At 63.6% G+C, this 17,698-nt stretch carries 18 protein-coding genes and 3 pseudogenes; 10 read left to right on the top strand and 11 right to left on the bottom strand.

Going from position 1 to position 17,698, the window contains the following annotated elements; genetic code table 11:
• Positions 1–25 precede the first annotated feature (25 nt).
• Both G6N54_RS31175 and G6N54_RS31755 read right to left on the bottom strand, forming a co-directional pair.
• On the bottom strand, positions 26–274 hold the full coding sequence (locus G6N54_RS31175) for a PE-PPE domain-containing protein (protein WP_163792489.1): 249 nt from the start codon (positions 272–274) through the stop codon (positions 26–28).
• Positions 196–576, bottom strand: coding sequence for a PE-PPE domain-containing protein (locus tag G6N54_RS31755; protein WP_163792487.1), 381 nt, complete (start codon positions 574–576; stop codon positions 196–198). The genes G6N54_RS31175 and G6N54_RS31755 overlap by 79 nt, the downstream gene beginning before the upstream one ends.
• Before the next feature lie 182 nt (positions 577–758).
• Here G6N54_RS31755 and G6N54_RS23510 point away from each other — a divergent pair, with 182 nt between their 5' ends.
• Both G6N54_RS23510 and G6N54_RS23505 read left to right on the top strand, forming a co-directional pair.
• The gene (locus tag G6N54_RS23510; protein WP_163794923.1) at positions 759–1,082 is read left to right on the top strand and encodes a DMT family transporter; all 324 of its coding nucleotides are present in this window, start codon (positions 759–761) and stop codon (positions 1,080–1,082) included.
• A gap of 897 nt (positions 1,083–1,979) precedes the next feature.
• The gene (locus tag G6N54_RS23505) at positions 1,980–3,245 is read left to right on the top strand and encodes an alpha/beta hydrolase family protein (RefSeq protein ID WP_163792485.1); all 1,266 of its coding nucleotides are present in this window, start codon (positions 1,980–1,982) and stop codon (positions 3,243–3,245) included.
• Between the two features lie 225 nt (positions 3,246–3,470).
• On the opposite strand, the gene G6N54_RS23500 is transcribed toward G6N54_RS23505, so the two are convergent.
• Both G6N54_RS23500 and G6N54_RS23495 read right to left on the bottom strand, forming a co-directional pair.
• A complete protein-coding gene (locus G6N54_RS23500; RefSeq protein ID WP_308207250.1) occupies positions 3,471–4,022 on the bottom strand; it encodes a TetR/AcrR family transcriptional regulator in 552 nt (183 codons plus the stop codon).
• Positions 4,023–4,945: 923 nt separating this feature from the next.
• Positions 4,946–5,149: a hypothetical protein gene (locus G6N54_RS23495; protein WP_163792483.1), complete on the bottom strand. Its 204-nt coding sequence runs from the start codon at positions 5,147–5,149 to the stop codon at positions 4,946–4,948.
• A gap of 11 nt (positions 5,150–5,160) precedes the next feature.
• Between G6N54_RS23495 and G6N54_RS23490 the strand changes: the two genes are divergently transcribed.
• The 3 genes and pseudogenes from G6N54_RS23490 to G6N54_RS31750 form a co-directional block, all read left to right on the top strand.
• Positions 5,161–5,979 (top strand): HpcH/HpaI aldolase/citrate lyase family protein, encoded by an 819-nt coding sequence (locus G6N54_RS23490; protein WP_163792481.1) that lies wholly within the window; start codon positions 5,161–5,163, stop codon positions 5,977–5,979.
• 74 nt (positions 5,980–6,053) lie between these two features.
• Positions 6,054–7,244, top strand: a complete 1,191-nt coding sequence (locus G6N54_RS23485; RefSeq protein WP_163792479.1) for a PPE family protein — start codon at positions 6,054–6,056, stop codon at positions 7,242–7,244.
• Between the two features lie 180 nt (positions 7,245–7,424).
• Positions 7,425–7,547 (top strand): annotated as a pseudogene (locus G6N54_RS31750) (hypothetical protein); the annotation flags it as partial.
• 63 nt (positions 7,548–7,610) lie between these two features.
• Here G6N54_RS31750 and G6N54_RS23480 read toward each other — a convergent pair.
• Positions 7,611–8,006, bottom strand: coding sequence for a hypothetical protein (locus tag G6N54_RS23480; RefSeq protein WP_163792477.1), 396 nt, complete (start codon positions 8,004–8,006; stop codon positions 7,611–7,613).
• A 125-nt stretch (positions 8,007–8,131) separates the two neighbouring features.
• Positions 8,132–8,575, bottom strand: a complete 444-nt coding sequence (locus G6N54_RS23475; protein ID WP_163792475.1) for an alpha/beta fold hydrolase — start codon at positions 8,573–8,575, stop codon at positions 8,132–8,134.
• 54 nt (positions 8,576–8,629) lie between these two features.
• On the opposite strand from G6N54_RS23475, the gene G6N54_RS23470 reads away from it, so the two are divergent.
• Entirely contained in the window at positions 8,630–9,256 is a 627-nt protein-coding gene (locus tag G6N54_RS23470) for a TetR/AcrR family transcriptional regulator (protein WP_163792472.1), read from the top strand.
• Between the two features lie 35 nt (positions 9,257–9,291).
• Here the strand turns inward: G6N54_RS23470 and G6N54_RS23465 are convergent.
• Positions 9,292–10,337: pseudogene (locus tag G6N54_RS23465) on the bottom strand (ATP-binding cassette domain-containing protein); the annotation flags it as partial.
• 381 nt (positions 10,338–10,718) lie between these two features.
• On the opposite strand from G6N54_RS23465, the gene prrA reads away from it, so the two are divergent.
• Together prrA and G6N54_RS23455 are read left to right on the top strand one after the other, a co-directional pair.
• On the top strand, positions 10,719–11,429 hold the full coding sequence (gene prrA / locus G6N54_RS23460) for a two-component system response regulator PrrA (protein ID WP_163792470.1): 711 nt from the start codon (positions 10,719–10,721) through the stop codon (positions 11,427–11,429).
• A 22-nt stretch (positions 11,430–11,451) separates the two neighbouring features.
• Positions 11,452–12,792, top strand: a complete 1,341-nt coding sequence (locus G6N54_RS23455) for a sensor histidine kinase (protein WP_163792468.1) — start codon at positions 11,452–11,454, stop codon at positions 12,790–12,792.
• Positions 12,793–12,808: 16 nt separating this feature from the next.
• Here the strand turns inward: G6N54_RS23455 and arfC are convergent, their stop codons facing one another.
• The 3 genes and pseudogenes from arfC to arfA form a co-directional block, all read right to left on the bottom strand.
• Complete coding sequence (gene arfC / locus G6N54_RS31875) at positions 12,809–13,237, bottom strand: channel accessory protein ArfC, sunset domain variant (RefSeq protein ID WP_163792466.1); 429 nt, start codon at positions 13,235–13,237, stop codon at positions 12,809–12,811.
• Between the two features lie 14 nt (positions 13,238–13,251).
• Positions 13,252–13,332, bottom strand: a pseudogene (gene arfB / locus G6N54_RS31410) (channel accessory protein ArfB); the annotation flags it as partial.
• 11 nt (positions 13,333–13,343) lie between these two features.
• Positions 13,344–14,312 (bottom strand): channel-forming protein ArfA/OmpATb, encoded by a 969-nt coding sequence (gene arfA, locus G6N54_RS23445; protein WP_232072956.1) that lies wholly within the window; start codon positions 14,310–14,312, stop codon positions 13,344–13,346.
• A gap of 106 nt (positions 14,313–14,418) precedes the next feature.
• Between arfA and G6N54_RS23440 the strand changes: the two genes are divergently transcribed.
• Both G6N54_RS23440 and G6N54_RS23435 read left to right on the top strand, forming a co-directional pair.
• Positions 14,419–14,676: a DUF2630 family protein gene (locus G6N54_RS23440; protein WP_163792463.1), complete on the top strand. Its 258-nt coding sequence runs from the start codon at positions 14,419–14,421 to the stop codon at positions 14,674–14,676.
• Between the two features lie 2 nt (positions 14,677–14,678).
• Complete coding sequence (locus G6N54_RS23435) at positions 14,679–16,241, top strand: phytoene desaturase family protein (protein WP_163792461.1); 1,563 nt, start codon at positions 14,679–14,681, stop codon at positions 16,239–16,241.
• Here the strand turns inward: G6N54_RS23435 and G6N54_RS23430 are convergent.
• Positions 16,238–17,530 (bottom strand): citrate synthase, encoded by a 1,293-nt coding sequence (locus G6N54_RS23430; protein ID WP_163792459.1) that lies wholly within the window; start codon positions 17,528–17,530, stop codon positions 16,238–16,240. The two genes, G6N54_RS23435 and G6N54_RS23430, sit on opposite strands and share 4 nt — an antisense overlap.
• Positions 17,531–17,698: the final 168 nt, after the last annotated feature.

Here is a 17,698-nt window from a genome sequence, read left to right as displayed (position 1 = left end):
TGAGTGCTCCTCGACTCCGCTGAAGCTAGAACCTACTCGCCACGCCGCTCGGGATCAGCGGCGGTTTGGCCGCCGACGGAGTCGTGACTCCGGTTACCGCGCCCTGGCCGGCGTTTTCCGCGACACTCAGCGGAGCCGGGAGCCATATCCCGGGCGCACGGCCGAGATCGATAATCGGCCCGAGAAACGGCTGGATCACGTCGGCCAACGGGTTTCCCAGGACGGGGAGACATGTCCGTAGCGGATCCAGCAGAGGCAGTTGCGCGGTCCGCATCGAATTGCGCGGTCGACATCAAATAGTAAGTCAGGTTGCCAATCTGGCTTTCGATGGCGTTGCCAAGCCCTGCCGCAGCAACATAGGAAGCAATGGGATGCGTGTAAAACACGCTGGACAGCGAGCGAGTTCAAGGGCGTCAGAAGCCAAAACGGGTGCGGCGGGAAATCGGCGATCGCGTCGTATTCCGAAGTGAAAATTGAAGTGCATACGACGTCATGAGCGGTGTGGCGAAGCGAAACTCCCCGAAGCCCGGGAGCGTACGGGATTGATTGCCGGCGGCAACAACCGTCGCAGTCCATGCGACAGCTATGGACTGTATCAGACATATATGGTACATATGAGACATTATTGACTCAGCAGCGACTGGCGGCTCGCTAACGACGAGACTTGCTATGCGGAGCCAGTGACAGGGGTTTGTCTTGGCGGCGAGCTAGTGAGGTCGTCCGCGTCTGTGGCCGACCGTTACGAACAAGGAGTCGTATTGGCTTTGGTATTTCTGTTGTGCGCAATCTTCGCCGAAGTGGTAGCGACGAGTCTGCTCAAAAGCACCGAAGGCTTCGCGCGACTGTGGCCGTCACTGGCCGTCGCGGCGGGCTACGCCGGTTCTTTCTGGCTAATGTCATTGTCCATCTCGCGCGGCATGCAGGTAGACGTCTCCTATGCGTTGTGGTCGGCAATCGGCACGGCCGGCATAACGGTCGTTGCCACATTGTTCCTGGACTCGCCAGTCTCGACAGCGAAAGTTGTTGGCATCACCCTAATCATCGCCGGCGTTGTCACGATGAACCTATCTGGCGATCATTGACAGCGGCTCCAGATACGCAATGAGGAGACCGGAATCAAGCGTCCTGCGGGATGGTGAATGACGTTGCGCCCGGACGCGCATTGAAGGTTATTCGAGCCTTGAACAAGACAAGAATGCCCGTACCGTTCATCGTCTCTCCAAGCGCGTTGCGCCACATGACGAACCGTCTTGAGATGGACGCAGAGGCAGTAGAAGTCGAGGCTCGCAAATCTGGGTACGCCAGGCGGTGCGCATCTGGGTGGGATCGACCACCATGACAACGGGTTCGAAGTGGCGGCGTGCGACGCGGCAGCGGCGCAATACCAGATCTGAAGTGAGGTCGACGATAAGTCGGTAGACGTGATCTCCACGGACCGGCGGGTTTCTCGCGACCATGAAGGGAATCACCAACATTCAATCGATGTGCTCGGCAATCGCGGTGGCTTGATGACGGAAGATGAGCCCTGCGAGCAGCGCCCCGTCACTGGCAGCGGTTGAGATCACAGCGCCAGCCGGACGGCTGCCGGGTGCGAACAGGGGCACCGACGCAAGAGTGGGTCTGGATTGCTTTTTTCTGTCGGGCCTTTTTCGCTGAGAGTTACCCAAAAGTCTTGGCACGAAGCGCGATTCAACCGGAACGCAGTGGCTCACGAAATTGCCGAATGGCAACTTATGATCGCGGCGATCCGGGCGGTTTCACACTGCTGGCCGGTCATCTCATGGGCCGCCGACGGCATGACGGCCGCCATCCCAAACATCGCGTTTCACCCACGAACCCGCACAAACAGCTTGAGATTAACACGTTGCATATAAGACATCTTTGTCTTACTATCATGTTCGTTCAACCCTTGCTGCTGGCTCGTTACTAAGGCACGCCCGGCGCTACGGGGATCGCATCGGACAAACTGAGGAGTGACGATGTCGCGCATGGCGACTTGGAAGAAAGCGCCTGCCGTCTTTGTGGGAGTTGCCGGGGTGCTGGCGGCAAGTTTGATGGGGTGTTCGCGGACCGGCAGACCGTTGATCGTGCCGCAACACGCGTTGGATCTCAAATTGCCGACGAATAATGACGATACGTACCTGACGCCCAACCCGTTGCCTCCGGGGCGTCGCGGTGATCTGATTACCTCGATTAACAAGGGTCCCAGCGCCGCTTTCGGCGGGGCCAATCGTACTGACCTGCTGTACCACTCGGTCAACTCGCGCAGCGAAGATGTTGCCGTTAGCGGGGTCCTGCTTGTTCCCAGCAGTTCTCCACCCGACGGAGGCTGGCCCTTGATCTCGTGGGCCCACGGCACGATGGGCATATCGGACCGTTGCGCGCCGTCGCACTACCCAAACTTGGGCTTCGATGACGCAGCGAATTACTTGCGTCTACTCCTTATCTCTGGCTACGCAGTGGTTGCCACCGACTACATCGGATTGGGCACCCCAGGCGTTCACACCTACATGAGTGCTATTGATCAAGGCAACGCCGTTGCCGACATTGTTCCCGCAGCAAGACGCCTCAATCCATACCTGTCGGCCACCTGGTTCGTGAGTGGGCACTCGCAAGGTGGTGCGGCCGCCCTAGACGCCACCCGAGCCGGCGAAGGCGGAGAGATCCCCGCGGGTCTTGCCGGCACTATCGCGATCGCGCCCGGAAACTCGACCGATAGGGTGCCGTCGGCGGTCATTGACGGCAGCGACCGGGACCCTTTCGCTCCCCTTCTTGACATGTATGTCCTCATCGGTGCTGCCGCTTCTGACCCGAGGGTCCAACCGAATTCGGTGTTATCAGCGCAGGGGAAGCGACTCATACAGACCATCCCGCACGGCATGTGCTTGCTGGAATATTTCGACCACTCTGACAAACTTCCCGAGGCCAGTGTGTTCTCTAATAACCAGGACGCCATCGCCGGACTCGAACCGCGCCTGGCCAGGTACGGCAATCCCGACAGTCTGCCTACCCGTGGTCCCGTCTTAGTCGTCACTGGGGATGCGGATACCGTCGTCCCCGCCGTCGGCACATTCCAGCTCATCTATCGCTTGCGCCATCTGGGCTCAGAGATCGACGAGGTCGTCCTGCCCGGGCAGGACCATATGCAGCCTCTACTGAACAGCCTCTGCCTGCAATTACGATTTCTCAACAAGCATGGCGGCCCCACGCCCCGCCCCCACACCAATTGTGTGCCGTCGCAGTAGGGCAGTGGGTGAGCCCGGTGTGTGGTCGCGCCGAAGTCTGTGGCACCCGTCGCAGCCTGGAACCAGGCTCCAGCGGCTCAGGTCGACCGAGCCCCGGCGGCTGCAATGAAGCTCGTGGGACTGGGAACTCGTAGACAGCACCAACTAACACCGTAGTTTCGCCGCCGCTCCCCCACTCGCAACCGGAATCCACAATCACAACTTGGAGTCGACTGCGTTCGCGCATCACGAACCTAGGATTCCCTCCAACATCAGGCCGGCGATCATCAGCGAGAAATCGCGGCGCGCAACTTTACCGAGCTGAATTGACCATTCCGCGGTTGCCACGAGGCTGTAGAACGCTTCGGTTAGCCAGACCGCGGTGAGGTCGGTTCGAAACTCGCCGTCTCGTTGTCCGCGTGCGAACAGATCGGTGATCTGTCGGTCAAGGTCGGCAAAACCAACCAGAGTTTCTGCGAAGTCAAGTTCTTGCGAGTACAACAACACGAGATATCCCGCTACCGGCTCACAGCCGAGGACTAAGCGTTGTAGAGCTTCGACCGCCGAGCCCTTCGTCAACTGAGCCTCCACCAACACTGCCTTGAGCGCGGTGATCGCCGCCTCGCGTAGCGCTTCGATCAGTGCGGGCCTTCCGGCGAAGTGCCGATGCAGGGTGGCACGGCTCACCCCCACCGCGACGGCGATTTCGTCCATCGTCGCTGCGGGCCGGCGACCAAGATAATCAGCCGCCGAAAGCAACATGCGCGCACGGCTCTTCGCCGCCATCCCGTCTGGCACACACACACTTTAACGCGGCTGAGCTATATATATCTCATATGAGGCATACGTGTGCCTAGTGGCGGCGGCGCGTCACAGACGATCATTCTGATTAAGGCTTCAGCGCTTCTGCTGCTTGATCTGCGCCGTATGGAACTTCGTCGGCGTCGTCGCAAGCATTGATCGGGATCGAAGTATCAGGGCGACCCGACGCGAGTCGCCAGACAGTTCCGCGCCGATCGCGACAGGGTTGAGATGGTCCTTTTCCCCGCCAGATCTCTTCTGAATTAAAGAATTAGCGCGTTTGACACGAAGTGGTCGGCAGGCGGTTTGCCACATGGGCTCGCCCGTCTCGACGGCAACGCCAGCATACATCGGCCTTGTCGTGGCGATCGGATGCATCGGAGCGGGCCGCGTTTAGCTGAAATCACTCATATCCCTACCCCTCACAACACCTTTAACCAAATAACACGTCTCGACCCCAATGCACAGGCCGACGTATGCGTTCCCTATATAAGACAGTTACGACCTATTTGCAACATTACTGCATCATCGACGTTGATCACTACGACATCGCAAGCGAGCCCAGCCTGGGGTCTCTGGCTTAGAGAAAGGAGCGCACGAGGTTGATTGAGGGCAACACGGGAGATGCGCACGACGCCCTCGCGGCTTCAGGGTTACTAGCCACAAATTTCACGAGATGCTCGTCGCAGGCGACGTTTTCCACCTTGACCGCGCCGAAGCTGCCATCCCTCCTTGAGCGCTCGGTCGATTTGCAACGTCAAAACGTCGCAGCAAGTGGAGTTCCATTCCCGCCCAACGGTCCTCAATCCACAGGAGGCTGGCCACTAACCTTGTGTGCCCATTGCACCTTGAGTCGCAAAACCCACCCCGCACCCTCGCCCAAACCAACGAACGCCTCGCCGAGGGTCCATGCCGAGCGTTTACGGGCCCTCCTCCACGCTGGACATGCTGCTGCTGTCACCTACGTTGAAATGGCCGCCCGAGGCACTCGCAAATGCGCAAGCCCTGTCGAACAGGGTGATGCCGTCGCCCACAGCGTGGCTGCAGTCCAGCACGAACTCTCCAATATCTGGTTCGCCATTGAACGCTCGCAAGGTGACGCACCGGACCTTTTCCAAATTCAAGCCGACTCCTCATGAACCGTCAACCACGCAGCTGGTTCTCGATCCCGGGGCACCGCAAAAGCGATTTCGCTATGGCACTCGGTTCGGGCACCGACGCGATGGTCCTGGACTGGGACGAAACCGTAGCGCCTCACGAAAAGCAGGTGGCAAGGAGAGTGGTGGTCGAGGTCCTGTGCGAGAAAGAGCGTCGACTCCCGGTCTGGGTACGCATCAATGCCCGTGCCAGCAACTGGCGGATGGAAGACCTACTTAGCCTGGAGAAAGTCCCGGCCAATCGCCTCGCTGGCGTCGTACTACCGAAAACACAGTATCCATCTGATATTTCTGACACCCGTAAGCGCCTCGACAAACGTCTACGCATCGTGGCACTCGTGGAATGTGCCCACGGCATTCACAAAACGCCGGCGCTGGCCGCCACGCCAAGAGTAGCGACACTGGCGTTGGGTGAGTCCTCATTTCTAATCGACGCTGGGCTCGGCCACGACGAACACCCCTGGATTTATCCACGCGGCTGCCTCGTCTTTGCTTGCCACGCGGCCAATGTCGATCCGCTTATCGACCGGGCCGATACGCGCGTCGCCGACCCCCAGTACGCCGCCCGATCGGCATGTCCTGCCTCGATCCTCGGATTGGGCGCCAAGCTGTGCATTAGCGCGAGCCAGATTCCTTACATCAACGCAGCTTTCGGCTACAACGATCATCAAAGCGCATGGGCGCTGCGTGTTCTCGCAGCCGCCAAAAAGCGACTGAGCGATATACGGATCGACGGCCGAATCGTAGATGAATCCCGCCGTGAATTCGCTCGCCACATCGTCAGCCACACCTCGTAACCACGACTCGCGAAATTCGTTGGGAACGCGCCGTCGCCGCCGCGGCACAGCTGGAATAAAGGAGATGACCGACGATGACTGCGCTTTCGGATTTCGGGTCGCTGCCACCCGAAATAAATTCTGGACGCATGTACTGCGGTGCAGGCTCGGCGCCACTGGTGACTGCCGCAGCCGCGTGGAACGCCCCGGCCGACGAATTGCGTTTGACAGCATCATCTTTCAGATCCGTGGTCGCGACGCTGGTCGTCAGTGAGTGGCAAGGCCTGGCATCGACTGCCATGGAGGCCACAGCCGCTCGATATTCAACGTGGGTGAACACGGCCGCTGCCCACGCCGAGCAAACCGCAGTGCAGGCTCTCGCCGCGGCGCGGGCGTACGAAGCCGCTGTCGCGGCCGTGGTGCCGCCGCCCACGATCACAGCTAACCGGGAGCGCCTCAAGACGCTGATCTCGACCAACATCCTGGGTCAGAACAACCCGACAATCGCTTTTACGGAGGCTGAATACGACCAGATGTGGGCCCAAGACGCCGCCGCGATGTACGGCTACGCCAGCTCGTCAGCGACGGCCACCCGGCTTTCGCCATTCCTCCCGCAACAACCGATCACACCCGGGCACACCGTACAACCAATCCCAGTCATCCACGCGCCCAGCACGATCATCGAAACGCAGCACCTATTGGTATCCCAGCTAACGTCCACAGTCCCTGCCGCTCTACACATCCTCGCATCGCCTGCAACCTCGACAACATCACTTCCAGGCGCGTCCGGGATCACCAGTCTGGCAACAGAGTCCGCCGCGCCTTGGCTGAACAATCTCTGGAACAAGTGGGGGCCCAACGCCAACATGTGGAACACTTTGTTTGTTGCAACAACCGGCCTCTTAACCACTCTCCTCAGCTTGCCGACGCGGGCGGCAACCACTGACATAGCCAAAGACGTTGCCGCGGAGGACCTTGAACATGTGGTCGCACCACCGCTGGGCGGTATCGGCGTAGGGACTTCGGGGGGAGCAGCGGCAGGTCTAGGTAAAGCCGCATTGATCGGACAATTAGCGGTGCCGCCGAGTTGGGCCGCCCCGGCCCCCACCGCTAGCCAAATCACCCCGGATCGGGACGCTTCAAATCCAACAGCGCCCATCGCGGTAATGCCTGGTATGCCAGGCATTACCACGGGACCGAAGTCTGGCCCCGGAGCGTTGGGCCCTGACCTTCCTCAATACGGTGTCAGGCGGCCCGTAATCGTCCGCCACCCGGCTGGCGGGTAGACAACCGACACCGGGAGTACGCAATGCGATATCTCTACAAGTGTGGAGCAAACTCAAAATAGCATCTGCCACTGTAGATTTCGAGCGACTGCCCACAAAGATACGTTCAATGGCTTCACTTAGGACTGTGTTCACGCCGATCTCGCAATCGGTCGCACGGCGGCGAAACCGCGATCCGGGATCGAGTTTTCCAAGCGACTATCGGGCGCCATTGCCGCAGAAGTGCACGCGCTGCGCAGCATCCCGTGCGCCGAGCGTATTGCCCAACGGCTGCAGCGTTATCGCGTAATCGGATTACCTTGATTGCGAACCGGATCCGCGACACGTAAACCACACACGACACGTCGAAGAACATCTTCGGTCGCCCTATCCAAGGGGCGTGTAGTGCGTTGCCTTGTTGCCCTCGAGACCTCTCTCCACGGATCGGGTAGTGACCCGTCGACCGAACCGTTCGAGTCGGCACCCTAACGTCGGGACACGACCGGGCTGTCCGATCAGCAGGTTCAACGCCGCGATGCCCCGAACGACGTGCGCGGCGTATCTGTTGCGCGGAATGTCAAGGTCGTCGGCAAGGACTTGAACCGGGTAGCGGGTGTTGGCCACGGCGCTGACGTACAGCCCTGTCTTTGCCCGAGTGGCCTCGAATCCGCGCATGATTCGCCGGAAAGCGCGGCCACCGTCGACCCTCAACAGCGATGATTGATGAACCCCGATCTCGGCATTCGTCGTATGGGTGTCGCGCGACAAGGCAATCGAACGCATCAGCGCACGGAACACTGGCCCCCTTCCGACCGTGAGCCACACGCGATCGATCACTGGCCAAGCAAATGGCCGCATCTGCAATGGCTTTCGGAATGTATGTACTTCGGCCATCGTGTTGAGGATCGTCAACGAGCGACGCGTTCCGGCGCATAGGCGGCGACCTCGAAGCCCACCGGTCCACCGATGTCGTGGACCACGAGATGGAATCGCTCGATCTTCATGGCATCCATCGTTTTTCGCAGATGCCGCCCCAGGCCGGTCCCGGAGCAGTCGAAATCTGTTGGACGTGCCGACAATCCGAGGCCGGGTAAGTCTGGCGCCACACCCCGCATTCCCCGGGTTGCTAATTCGGCAAGCAGACATCGCCACAGGTAGCTCGATACCGGAACGCCGTGGACGCAGACGACGGGGACCGCGCCTGCTCCTTCATCACGGACAAAGGTCGCGACGCCACCGACGTCGACCATATGACCTGCACCGCGGTGGGCCTCGAGAAGAAGTTCGACCTCAGGGGCCATCGGTTGCCCCCCTTCGACGGCGTAAGCCAAAACCTGGAACGCGCGTTTCAAGATAGCAGGACGAGTGCTACAGTGAAAGCCCGAAATCAAACTGCGCAGAGGGTCATGGCCGACATCAAGCATTTCGACACGGATGCGGCCTTGGACGCCATCGTTGAGCTGTTTTGGCGAAACGGCTTGGCCGCCACTGGCATCCAAGACATCGTGTCGGCAACCGGCGTCAACCGATCCAGCCTATATAGCACCTTCGGCAATAAGCAGGCCATGTATGCGCGCGCATTGCAACGTTATATCGACACGTGGGCCGGGCCCGTGCATCGTCATCTCACCGACAGCGAGCGCGGAGTTCCGGCCATTGTCGACCTGTTCGATGGCCTGATTCGACTCCGGTGCAGAGGACCTTTCGCCGGCTGGGGGTGCATGGTCACCAATGCACACGCCGGCATCGAAAGCACCGCTCCCGAGATCCGCTCCTTACTCAACCGGCATCACCAACAGCTGCGCGGCGCCCTAAGCACCGCCCTTCGTGCGGGGCGCGCCCAAGGGCAGCTTTCCGGCGATGCGGACCCGGATAGGGCCGCCGAGATGCTTGCCTCGTTGGCTTACACAATCAATTTGCGTTCTCGGTCGGACGCCGCCGTCTTGCCATTGCGGCGAGCGGTTGCCGAAGCACTCAAGTCGATCGGATACGACGTCGGTGGGACGCCCCGAAGAAGCGTATCGGCAGGATGATCCGAACGGGCCAGCGCCTCGCCGCGGGTCGACTGTCAGGCATGCGCCTCGCCGCGCAAGTTGCCCACACTGCGAGGGCAGCTGATGGTGTCGTTCTCATTCCCGTGCTGGGTGGTCAGAAAACGACGGTATTGCGGTACCCGAGCGAAAAGCTCCGCATGCCGGCCGACGTGAGTGATGGTCGGTCCGGCCTCGCCGTCTTCTATGAAGGCACCCGGTCCGCCAGCAGCACGCTGGAGATGCGGCGCGCCACGATGATGCCCGTGACGCCCTTGAGCGCTACCCGCAGCGCCGCAGCGATCCCGATCTCGGTCTGCGTATCGAGCCCGGGCAGGGCGTCGTCGATCACCAGCAGCTTCGGCGTGGCGACGATCGCCCGGGCCAGGCACAACCGCTGACGCTGCCCACCGGAGAGCCGCATGCCCTGTTCGCCGATCCGGGTATCGATCCCAAACGGCAGGTCGTGGACGAACCGCGCGGCCGCGATGTCGAGCGCCGCGGATAATTCCGCGTCGGTGGCGTCCGGTCGGCCGATGCGTAGGTGCTCGGCCACCGACATCGAAAACACCGTCGGGTCCTCGAACGCCGTGCACACCGCGCCGCGCAGCGTCGGCAGCGACATCTCGCGGATGTCCTGGCCGTCCAGCAGAATCCTCCCCTCGGAGGCGTCATAGAGGCGGGAAAGCAATGCTGTCAGAAGGGATGTCCCGGCACCCGCGGCGCCGACGAGGGCTAGTGTCTCGCCGGCTTCGACGATCAGCGTGACATGACGAAGCAACCATTGTTCGCCCGTCACCGCGTCGGGCACTCGAAAACCCACATCGTCGAGCTCGAGACGCCCGGTCCGGACGGGTTCGGGTTGCGGCCCGCCGGGGACATCGCGGGGCACATCGGGGATTTCGGCATCCGCACCCCTCGACAGCAGGAAGTCCATCGAGGCGATCGGCCACACCACTGACACCGTCACCGTGACGAGGGCGGCCAGACCGAGGGTCGTGGCGGCGATGCCCAGCACCCATAACCCGCCCGGGTGGTGATGGCGCATGTGCCCATCGACCATGGCTCTGGTGATGGCCGGAATGCACACCGCGGCAATGAAACTGATGACCGCCACCGCCGCGACGACGATCCAGCGGGCGCGGTGTGGTGCCGGGTCGGATGCGGGGGCCGGGCCAGTGGACGCCGGGGTGATCGCGGACGCCGAGCGGGCAGGCGCGTCCGGCGGACCCAGGGCCTCAGTCACAACGATTCCGTCTCTGGAGTTCCGTTGCGGCCAGTGGCACCGAAATCGAAGGCCCGCAACGTCAATGCTGACCAAGACACTCAATGTCTCGGCCTGCCACCTGGATTCGATCATCGCATGGTCGTTATCGTTCGCCAGTCGCGGCTGAGACTCGAAAGCGTAACCATTTAGCCACCGGGCCGGTCCCCGATAACCCGCCTGAGCCAACAATCCGGCAAAATGGACGACATGGACTCTGGCGTCAGCTCACCTCGCGTCTTGGTCGTCGACGACGACTCCGATGTGCTTGCCTCGCTGGAGCGCGGACTGCGTCTCTCCGGCTTCGAAGTTTCCACCGCCGTCGACGGGGCCGAGGCCCTGCGCAGCGCCACCGAGACCCGCCCGGACGCGATTGTGCTGGACATCAACATGCCCGTGCTGGACGGCGTCAGCGTCGTCACCGCCCTGCGCGCGATGGACAACGACGTCCCGGTCTGCGTGCTCTCCGCCCGTAGCTCGGTCGACGACCGCGTCGCCGGCCTGGAGGCGGGTGCCGACGACTACCTCGTCAAGCCATTCGTGCTGGCCGAGCTGGTCGCGCGCGTCAAGGCGCTACTGCGCCGCCGCGGAGCCGCCGCGTCGACCTCGTCGGAAACGATCACTGTCGGCCCGCTGGAAGTCGACATTCCGGGCCGGCGGGCGCGGGTCAACGGCGTCGACGTCGACCTGACCAAGCGCGAGTTCGACCTGCTGGCGGTGCTGGCCGAGCACAAGACCGCCGTGCTGTCCCGCGCGCAGCTGTTGGAGCTGGTATGGGGCTACGACTTCGCCGCCGACACCAACGTCGTCGACGTCTTCATCGGTTACCTGCGCCGCAAGCTGGAGGCCAACGGCGGTCCCAGGCTGCTGCACACCGTCCGTGGCGTTGGGTTCGTCCTGCGGATGCAGTAACGACGCGGTAGGCACCACAGGCATGAAGTTCCTATCGCGGCTCTTGGCCCGTACGCCCTCGTTACGGACCCGGGTGGTGCTCGCGACGGCGATCGGTGCGGCGATCCCGGTGCTGATCGTCGGGGCCGTCGTCTGGGTCGGGATCACCAACGACCGCAAGGAGCGGCTGGACCGCCGGCTCGACGAGGCCGCGGGCTTCGCGATCCCGTTCCTGCCGCGCGGCCTCGATGAGATCCCGCGCTCGCCTAACGACCGCGACGCGATCATGACGATCCGGCGTGGCAGCCGGGTGAAGTCGAATTCCGATGTGACGCTGCCCCGTTTCGACGTCGACTACACCGACACCTACATCAACGGCGTGCGTTACCGCGTGCGCACGGTGGAGATCCCGGGGCCGGAGCCGACGGCGTTGGCCGTCGGCGCGACGTATGACGCCACCCTCGCCGAGACCAACAATCTGCACCGCAGGGTGCTGCTCATCTGTGGGTTCGCCATCTTCGCGTCGACGGTGTTCGCCTGGCTGCTGGCCTCTTTCGCGGTACGCCCGTTCAAACAGCTTGCGCAGCAAACCCGATCGATCGATGCGGGTGACGAGGCGCCGCGTGTCGAAGTGTACGGCGCCACCGAGGCCGTCGAGATCGCCGAGGCCATGCGCGGCATGTTGCAACGCATCTGGAACGAGCAAAACCGCACCAAGGAAGCGCTCTCGTCGGCGCGCGATTTCGCTGCCGTGTCCTCCCACGAACTGCGCACCCCCCTGACCGCGATGCGCACCAACCTCGAGGTGCTGTCGACCCTCGATCTGCCGGACGACCAGCGCAACGAGGTGATCAGCGACGTCATCCGGACGCAGTCCCGGATCGAGGCGACATTGAGCGCGCTGGAGCGGCTGGCCCAGGGCGAACTGTCCACCTCCGACGATCACGTGCCGGTTGACATCACCGAACTTCTGGACCGCGCCGCCCACGACGCGACGCGGGTCTATCCCGATGTCGACGTCTCGCTGGTACCGTCGCCCACCTGCATCATCGTGGGAATGCCGGCGGGTCTGCGCCTCGCGGTCGACAACGCGATCGCCAACGCCGTCAAGCACGGCGGCGCCACCCGGGCTCAGCTGTCCGCGGTCAGTTCGCGCGCCGGGGTGGACATCGCCGTCGACGACAACGGCAGTGGCGTGCCAGAAGGCGAGCGCCACCTGGTGTTCGAGCGCTTCTCCCGCGGGTCGACGGCCTCGCACTCGGGATCGGGTCTGGGGCTGGCCCTGGTGGCCCAGCAGGCCCACTTGCACGGCGGGACGGCTTCGCTGCAAGACAGCCCCCTGGGCGGCGCGCGACTGCTGCTGCGGCTGCCCGCCCCGAGTTAATGCCCGGCGCCCATGGTCATTTCCCGGGGTGCCACGGCGTGAAGCCGGCCCGCAAGGCGGATTGCTCGTCGGAGAACCAGACCTGGGCAACGGTCGGGTCGTAGCCGGGGTTGTCGGGGGTGTAGTAAAGCCGGACATCGACGCGCGCCTTGACCAGCCATCCCGCCGGTCCGCGGCCATCCGGTCCGGGTTGCGCGGAGCCGGGTCCGTAGGGGGTGGGTGGTGGCACCGGGATCTTCGTCGTCCGCGACTCGCTATTCGCGGGGAGCTGCGTTGTCGGCGGGTCTGCCACGATCCTCGTGGTCGGGGGGTCGGGTATCACCGGGTGGTCGACAGGTACCTCAAGCGGCACTTCATGTTTGACGGGCCGGGACAGGAACGCGAGCGTCAACAGCAACCCTGCCGCGAACGACAAGCCGAACAGCCACCAGTGCACGTGATTCATCGGCGCACAGCTATCAGCGCGGCGATCACCCAGGCAACCGACGATCCCGCCACGAAGGCCAGCAGGTACCACAACCACTGGATCACGAAATCCACGCCGATCCTCCTCAGCCAACCACGATCTCGACGCGGCGGTTTTTCGCGCGGCCGTCGGCGGTGTCGTTGCCGGCGACCGGGTTGATCGAACCCAGGCCCCGGACGGTCAAGCGATTACTCGTGACGCCTTGGGCGACAAGACAATTCGTCACCATCTGAGCCCGGCTATCGCTCAGCGGGATGTTCACCGCCTCGGTGCCGGAATTGTCGGTGTAGCCGTTGATCGTCGCGTGCGCATTCGGGCAGGCCTTCAGCTTGTCGGCGACCTGGGTCAACATCCGATCGTCGGCCGGGGTCAGGCTGAATCCGTCGTTGCCGAACGTAATCAGCCCGCCCGTCACGGCGTTGATGTCCGACTGCAGGTCGCCGCACTGGCCCGCGGGCGGTGGCGGCGGCGGCGTGCCGTCAACCGCAAGCTGGTCGACGACAGTCAGATTCGACCAGGTGTGCGCGGCGTCGGAGTCGATCGTGTTCTTCTGATCTTGCGACGCTGCTGTTCCGGTCAGGGTGATCGTGTTCCCGTCGACCGTGAGATTGAAGTTGGTGATCGACGCACTGTTCGTGAAAATCGGTCCGGCATTGGAGAAGTCGAGTGCGTCCACGTTCGGATTGATGCCGATTTGGTCGATGATGTCCCCATCGGCCGGCAGTGCGGTTTTCAGCACCCGGGTCAGCACGGCCTTCGCGGAATCGTCGGGAAACTCGCCGGTGAGGGTTACGTCGTTGCCGGTGCGGACAATTGAGAGCGGCGCCAGGGACAGCGGCGGCTTGCCGGGCCTGCCCGACGACGCGACCGGCGGTGCTGCACGCGCCGGCCCGGGGGCAGCTCGGGACCGCTCGAGTGCGCCGTAGCCGATCGCGGCTATCAGCAATGGGATAACCACCAACCCGATCAGCCAGCCCAGGCCCAGCGAACGCCGATAGGAGATCGGGGCGTGCGGCGAGTCGGCCGCATGGCCGAAACGCGCCCGCAGACCCACGACTGCCCCTCCTCGATGCCTGTGCCGGGGCGTGTCGACCCCGCAAGCGATATGCAGCCTACCGACTGCACCTGTTGTCACCGGGCGCGTCGGGCACACTGGAGCAATGGGCAGTAGACCGACCGACAGCGAGACCCTGGCGCACATCCGCAATCTGGTCGCCGAGGAGAAGAATTTGCGGGCACAGCTGCAGCACCGCGACATCAGCGAGTCCGAGGAGCACGAACGGCTCCGCCGAGTCGAGATCGAACTCGACCAGTGCTGGGACCTGCTGCGTCAGCGGCGCGCGCTGCGCGAAACCGGCGGTGATCCGCGCGAGGCCGCGGTGCGCCCCGGCGACCAGGTCGAGGGTTACCTGGGCTAGATATGTCCCTCGGTGACGCGCCGGATTGTGACCCGGATTGCGACGCCGTTGTCGTGGGTGGGGGCCACAACGGCCTGGTGGCAGCGGGCTACCTGGCCCGGGCCGGGCTCCGGGTGCGATTGCTGGAGCGGCTGGGGCACGTCGGTGGGGCCGCGGTTTCGGCGCGGGCCTTCGACGGCGTCGACGTCCGGGTGTCGAGGTACTCGTACCTGGTGAGCTTGCTGCCGCCGCGCATCGTGGCGGACCTGGGCGCCGACGTGCGGTTGGCTCGGCGGCCGTTCTCGTCGTATACGCCGCACCCGGCGACGGGCGGGCGCAGCGGGCTGCTGGTCGGGTCGCAGGGTTCGCTCGTCGGCGCCGCCGCCGATGAGCGGGGATTCGCGGAGTTCTACCGCCGCTGCCGCGTGCTGACCGACCGGCTGTGGCCGACGCTGACCGAGCCGCTGCGCACCCGCGCGCAGGCGCGCCGCCACGTCATCGACGGCGGCGATCCGCGGGCCGCCGCGGTGTGGCGGGCGATCGTCGACGAGCCGATCGGGCACGCGATCGCCGACGCCGTGCGCGACGACCTGGTCCGGGGCGTGATCGGCACCGACGCGCTGATCGGCACGTTCGCCCGTCTCGACGATCCGTCGCTGCTGCAGAACATCTGCTTCCGGTATCACGTGCTCGGCGGCGACTGGGACGTCCCGGTCGGCGGGATGGGCGCGCTGACCGCGGCCCTGGCCGCCGCAGCTGTCCGTCACGGAGCCGAAATCATCACTGGTGCAGATGTTTACGGTGTCGAGCCGGACGGCGGGGTGCGCTATCGCCAGGACGGACAAGAAGTTCGGGTTCGGGGCCGGTTCATTCTGGCCGGCGTCAGCCCGACGGTGTTGGCCGAGCTGCTCGGCGAGCCACCGGCACCGGCCGCGCCGGGGGCACAGGTGAAGGTGAACATGGTGCTGCGCCGCCTGCCGCGGTTGCGCGACGACAGCGTCACCCCGGAGCGGGCGTTTGCCGGCACGTTTCACGTCAACGAAACGTGGAGCCAACTGGATTCGGCCTACGCACGCGCAGCTGCCGGCGGGCTACCGGATCCGTTGCCGTGCGAGGCGTACTGCCATTCGCTGACCGACCCCAGCATCCTGTCGGCCGAGCTGCGCGAGTCGGGTGCGCAGACGATGACGGTGTTCGGCTTGCACACACCACACTCGTTGACCGACACCACCTCCCGCGACCAGCTGACCGAGTCAGTGCTGAAGTCGCTGAATTCCGTTCTGGCCGAGCCGATTACGGACGTGGTGATGAGCGACGCGCAGGGCCGGCCCTGCATCGAGACCACGACCACCCTGGATCTGCAGCACACCCTGGCGATGACGGCGGGCAACATCTTTCACGGCGCGCTATCATGGCCGTTCGCGGACGACGACGATCCGCTCGACAGCCCGGCCCGTCAGTGGGGTGTGGCGACGACACACGAACGAATCATGTTGTGCGGCTCTGGTGCTCGCCGCGGCGGTGCCGTGTCGGGCATCGACGGCCACAACGCCGCGATGGCGGTACTGGCCTCGATCGGTGGCTAGCGGGTATCGATGCCGACGTAGTCGCGTTCGGTATACCCGGTGTAGATCTGGCGCGGACGGCCGATCTTGCTGTCCCCCTCGTCGTGCATCTCCCGCCAGTGCGCGATCCAGCCAGGCAGCCGGCCCAGCGCGAACAGCACGGTGAACATCCGGACGGGGAAGCCGAGTGCCCGGTAGATCAGCCCGGTGTAGAAGTCGACGTTCGGGTACAGCTTGCGCTCGATGAAGTAGTCGTCGGTCAGCGCGGCCTCTTCGAGCTGCTTGGCGATGTCGAGCAGCGGGTCGCCGCCGAGCTTGGCCAGGATCTTGTCGGCCTGCTCCTTGACGATCCGGGCACGCGGGTCGTAGTTCTTGTAGACCCGGTGGCCGAAGCCCATCAACTTGACGCCCTCTTCGCGGTTCTTCACCTTGCAGACGAACTCGCTGACGTCGTCGCCGCTCTGGCGAATCTCTTCGAGCATCTCGAGCACGGCCTGGTTGGCGCCGCCGTGCAGGGGTCCCCACAGCGCGTTGATGCCACCGGAGATCGAGGTGAACAGGTTAGCCTGCGACGACCCCACCAGCCGGACCGTCGAGGTCGAGCAGTTCTGCTCGTGGTCGGCGTGCAGGATGAGCAGCATGTCCAGCGCCCGTACTACTTCGGGATCGGCGTGGTACGGCTCGGCGGGCAGCCCGAACGTCATCCGCAGGAAGTTCTCCACCAGCGACATGGAGTTGTCCGGGTAGAGGAACGGTTGGCCGACCGACTTCTTGTAGGCGTACGCGGCGATGGTCGGCAGCTTGGCCAGCAACCGGATCGTCGACAGCTCGACGTCCTCGGTGTCCATCGGGTCGAGCGAGTCGGGGTAGTACGCGGACAAAGCGTTGACGGCGCTGGACAGCACCGGCATCGGGTGGGCGTTGCGCGGGAAGCCGTCGAAGAACCGCTTCAGGTCCTCGTGCAGCATGGTGTGCAACTGGATCCGCTTGGTGAAGTCGGCCAGCTGGTCGGCGGTGGGCAACTCGCCGTAGATCAGCAAGTACGAGACCTCGATGAAGGTCGACTTCTCGGCAAGCTGATCGATCGGGATTCCCCGATAACGCAGGATGCCGGCGTCGCCGTCGATGTAGGTGATCGAGCTCTTGCACGCGGACGTATTGACGAAGCCGTTGTCGAACGTCGTGTAGCCGGTCTTGGACAACAACGGGCCAAGAGCAATACCGTCGGCGCCTTCGGTGGCTTTGACGATCTGCAGGTCGATCTCACCGCCTGGGTACTTCAGAGTTGCGGTGTCGTCGGTGTCGGCCACGAGAACCCCTTTGCGCTCTGGCTGGTATGGCTGCGCCTTGGCTAGGTGCGTACAGCTGAAGGTAGTCGTTATCGTGGCGACGCGCCTGCCCGGGGTCTGCTCTGCAGACCTCGCGGCTTTCCTCGCGGTGAACCCCGCCTTAGCGTGCGGTGTTAGGCATCACACCCG

The organism is Mycobacterium stomatepiae, assembly GCF_010731715.1.
GTDB lineage: Bacteria > Actinomycetota > Actinomycetes > Mycobacteriales > Mycobacteriaceae > Mycobacterium > Mycobacterium stomatepiae.
This window is presented reverse-complemented; position numbering and strand designations above follow the sequence as displayed.

What these genes read in the sequence shown, in the direction of transcription:
- G6N54_RS31175 (WP_163792489.1), bottom strand. Translation starts at nt 274, where the DNA reads ATGCGGACCGCGCAACTGCCTCTGCTGGATCCGCTACGGACATGTCTC.
- G6N54_RS31755 (WP_163792487.1), bottom strand. Translation starts at nt 576, where the DNA reads ATGGACTGCGACGGTTGTTGCCGCCGGCAATCAATCCCGTACGCTCCC.
- G6N54_RS23505 (WP_163792485.1), top strand. Translation starts at nt 1,980, where the DNA reads ATGTCGCGCATGGCGACTTGGAAGAAAGCGCCTGCCGTCTTTGTGGGA.
- G6N54_RS23490 (WP_163792481.1), top strand. Translation starts at nt 5,161, where the DNA reads ATGAACCGTCAACCACGCAGCTGGTTCTCGATCCCGGGGCACCGCAAA.
- G6N54_RS23485 (WP_163792479.1), top strand. Translation starts at nt 6,054, where the DNA reads ATGACTGCGCTTTCGGATTTCGGGTCGCTGCCACCCGAAATAAATTCT.
- G6N54_RS23480 (WP_163792477.1), bottom strand. Translation starts at nt 8,006, where the DNA reads ATGCGTTCGATTGCCTTGTCGCGCGACACCCATACGACGAATGCCGAG.
- G6N54_RS23470 (WP_163792472.1), top strand. Translation starts at nt 8,630, where the DNA reads ATGGCCGACATCAAGCATTTCGACACGGATGCGGCCTTGGACGCCATC.
- prrA (WP_163792470.1), top strand. Translation starts at nt 10,719, where the DNA reads ATGGACGACATGGACTCTGGCGTCAGCTCACCTCGCGTCTTGGTCGTC.
- G6N54_RS23455 (WP_163792468.1), top strand. Translation starts at nt 11,452, where the DNA reads ATGAAGTTCCTATCGCGGCTCTTGGCCCGTACGCCCTCGTTACGGACC.
- arfC (WP_163792466.1), bottom strand. Translation starts at nt 13,237, where the DNA reads ATGAATCACGTGCACTGGTGGCTGTTCGGCTTGTCGTTCGCGGCAGGG.
- G6N54_RS23440 (WP_163792463.1), top strand. Translation starts at nt 14,419, where the DNA reads ATGGGCAGTAGACCGACCGACAGCGAGACCCTGGCGCACATCCGCAAT.
- G6N54_RS23435 (WP_163792461.1), top strand. Translation starts at nt 14,679, where the DNA reads ATGTCCCTCGGTGACGCGCCGGATTGTGACCCGGATTGCGACGCCGTT.